The organism is Microcystis sp. LE19-131.1A, from assembly GCF_027532015.1.
GTDB lineage: Bacteria > Cyanobacteriota > Cyanobacteriia > Cyanobacteriales > Microcystaceae > Microcystis > Microcystis ichthyoblabe_A.
The window spans coordinates 1-2454 of record NZ_JAPZSS010000127.1; the positions used below are offsets into that span (position 1 = coordinate 1).

The following is a 2454-nucleotide window of genomic DNA, read 5'->3' on the forward strand; positions in this document are numbered from 1 at the left end:
ACACTCCTAAGGTGGTATGAACTTTGAGACCAAAGGATTTTTTATAATCTAGATAACCCATTCCTTTTTTGGCTTTTTGCGTCGTAAAGTCTAAACTTGTTGTGTCTTGCACTGCCAAAACTATTGGATGTTCTTTGATTCAGCAATTCTCATTTTGAAACGATTTTGCGTTGTTTCAGCGATATAGAGATTCGTTAAGAATTATTAACCCCTCTATGTGCAAGGGTTTTAATGTCATGAAACCTTAAAATGAGAATTGCTGATTTAAAACAGTGCTTGGCTCCTTTGTTATTTGAGGATGAAGAAATTGATGATGGTTCTCTGAATGTGATTAAAGCGAGTCGCAGTGAATCCGCTCAGTCTAAAGAGAGAAAAAAACGGAATCAAGAGGACTTTCCTGTGCATAGCTTTCGGACTTTGTTGGAAGACTTGGGGACGATTTGCTTGAATACAGTGGAATGTACGATTAGGGAGGGAAGTTATCGTTTTTCTAAGATAACTCGACCGACTAAACTGCAACAAAAAGCGTTAGATTTATTGGGAGTTTCCCTGATTTGTACCCAGTAACGGGGTGCTGTAAATTCTCTTAATCCCTCCTACAGCACAGGTTATGGCCTTTTGTCAACGGGGAAGTCCAGTTATAACGGGTGGCATCAGAGCGAATCCAATTGTTAATTTGTGCAATATCGCTTTCGGAAATTGAACCATCGGCAGCGAGATTGTAGGTGGTAATCGCTGTTTTTAATAAATCATTCAGTCCATTGGCAGCATCAGCACCGCCAGCGATTTGTTGCCAAGGTGTATTTTGCGCTAAACCCTGATCAGCAATAATTAATTCCGTAATCTGATCAAGTCCGGTATTAGTTGTGGCCCGATCTGTATAAAATTGAGTTAGCCAATCCGCCACCTGAGCAACCGTGGCATTTGCGTTCCCATCTTCATTGAGAAAAGCACCATTTTCAATTGGGAAACCAATGTGATAAATGCCATCAAAAACCGTATCAACTAAATTCTGATTGCGATACTGTTGAGTCGCTCCGTCATTTTGGACTAAATGAAACCCTGTTTCTGTTGTACCGTCGTCATCACCGTGGAGAGCAGTAAATTCTGCTAAACGGTTAGCACGAATCCAGGCATTAATCGCGATTACGTCACTGACAGTAAAAATGCCGTTAATAGCAACTCCAGTCGCTTGTTTGGCTTCTAAGATTAACTGATTTAATCCATTAGCTGCCGTCATTCCACCCGTAATATTTGTGCCGAGATTAGCACCAGCAAGTCCTGGATCTCTGCCAATTCTTTCAACCGTTTGATCTAGTCCCGTTCCGGTTGTTCCGATTGGGTAATTCTGCACCATCGAATAAGATTTGCTTGCCATAATTTTTAACTATAAAAAATAAGGTAGTTAGTAAAATAGCAACAATTGTTAGACAAGTAACGACAAAACCGCACTAAGGCAGGTTTATCCTCAATCCAATTAGCAAAACCCCGTTATCATCAGGTCCCACTGAAGTGGCCACTACGAACCAGAAGGCTTGTAAACTGCATTGGATCAGGGGGATTTGGTGTTACCCTGACAATTGCGGCTCTATATCCTCACCCATACCCGAAGTCGATCCCAACGATTGGACAGTCTCAGATGGTCAATAAGTTCTAACCGATTGTCTTGCCTCTGCTCAGACTATCGAACGAGGCTTTCCGACCTTGATAGTCCTGAGTCGGCGTTTGATAATCTAACCTTTGATGGAATCTTAGCTTATTGTAGCACTTTTTACAGATATATGGCCTGCGATGCTTTTTCTCTCTTAGCGTTGCTCAAACAAAAATACCTGATCTTGCGCGTAACTGAATTTAAACCCAGGCGATCGCTGCAAGCCTCCGATCAGATGGCTGACAACCGACTCGGTGCTATCTACTTTCACCAACTGGAGGTTGGGACGGTGGGTCAGGTGAGGAGCAATTTGGGAAGTCGTCAGGACAATTTCCAGGCTATCAAAGACAACTAATATAAAATAACTTTACATTTTTTTTATCACTTTTGGAAAATGCTATGCTCGTAGATGGGAAAAAAGAGCTAAAAATCTCCATTGATACCAATTGGATGGCCGATTCAAGTCTGAATTGCATCACTGTCTGATCTACCTTTATAGAATACCTCATTGGGGGTCTGATAGTCAAGACATTTTCGAGGACGATTGTTAATCAAGTTTACGGCTCTTTCCACCTCCTCTGGCTTAACGATTTTAAAATTCGTCCCCTTGGGGAAAAATTGTCTTAATAGTCCCTTGGTATGCTCGTTTAATCCCCTCTCCTACGAATGATAAGGAGTAGCAAAATAAAAATCTGCTCCTAGTTTCTGACTCAACTCTTGATGTCCACAAAATTCTTTAACCTTGTCACAAGTAAAGGTTTTTTTTTGTCAGGGTGAATCTCTTGGAAAAGTTTTTCTGTGAC

At 41.3% G+C, this 2454-nt stretch carries 2 protein-coding genes and 3 pseudogenes; 2 read left to right on the plus strand and 3 right to left on the minus strand.

The window, feature by feature from the left end; translation table 11 throughout:
- Window positions 1-139, minus strand: a pseudogene (locus O9323_RS10815) (IS4 family transposase); the annotation flags it as partial.
- Window positions 140-264: 125 nt separating this feature from the next.
- On the opposite strand from O9323_RS10815, the pseudogene O9323_RS10820 reads away from it, so the two are divergent.
- Window positions 265-567, plus strand: a pseudogene (locus O9323_RS10820) (IS1634 family transposase); the annotation flags it as partial.
- Window positions 568-586: 19 nt separating this feature from the next.
- Here O9323_RS10820 and O9323_RS10825 read toward each other — a convergent pair.
- Window positions 587-1378 (minus strand): hypothetical protein, encoded by a 792-nt coding sequence (locus O9323_RS10825; RefSeq protein WP_288125091.1) that lies wholly within the window; start codon window positions 1376-1378, stop codon window positions 587-589.
- A 403-nt stretch (window positions 1379-1781) separates the two neighbouring features.
- Here O9323_RS10825 and O9323_RS10830 point away from each other — a divergent pair, with 403 nt between their 5' ends.
- The gene (locus tag O9323_RS10830) at window positions 1782-2006 is read left to right on the plus strand and encodes a hypothetical protein (RefSeq protein ID WP_002754536.1); all 225 of its coding nucleotides are present in this window, start codon (window positions 1782-1784) and stop codon (window positions 2004-2006) included.
- A gap of 104 nt (window positions 2007-2110) precedes the next feature.
- Here the strand turns inward: O9323_RS10830 and O9323_RS10835 are convergent.
- Window positions 2111-2454: pseudogene (locus O9323_RS10835) on the minus strand (IS30 family transposase); the annotation flags it as partial.

Excerpts from the sequence above, each read along its gene's own strand:
- O9323_RS10825 (WP_288125091.1), bottom strand. The coding sequence starts at position 1,378 with ATGGCAAGCAAATCTTATTCGATGGTGCAGAATTACCCAATCGGAACA.
- O9323_RS10830 (WP_002754536.1), top strand. The coding sequence starts at position 1,782 with ATGGCCTGCGATGCTTTTTCTCTCTTAGCGTTGCTCAAACAAAAATAC.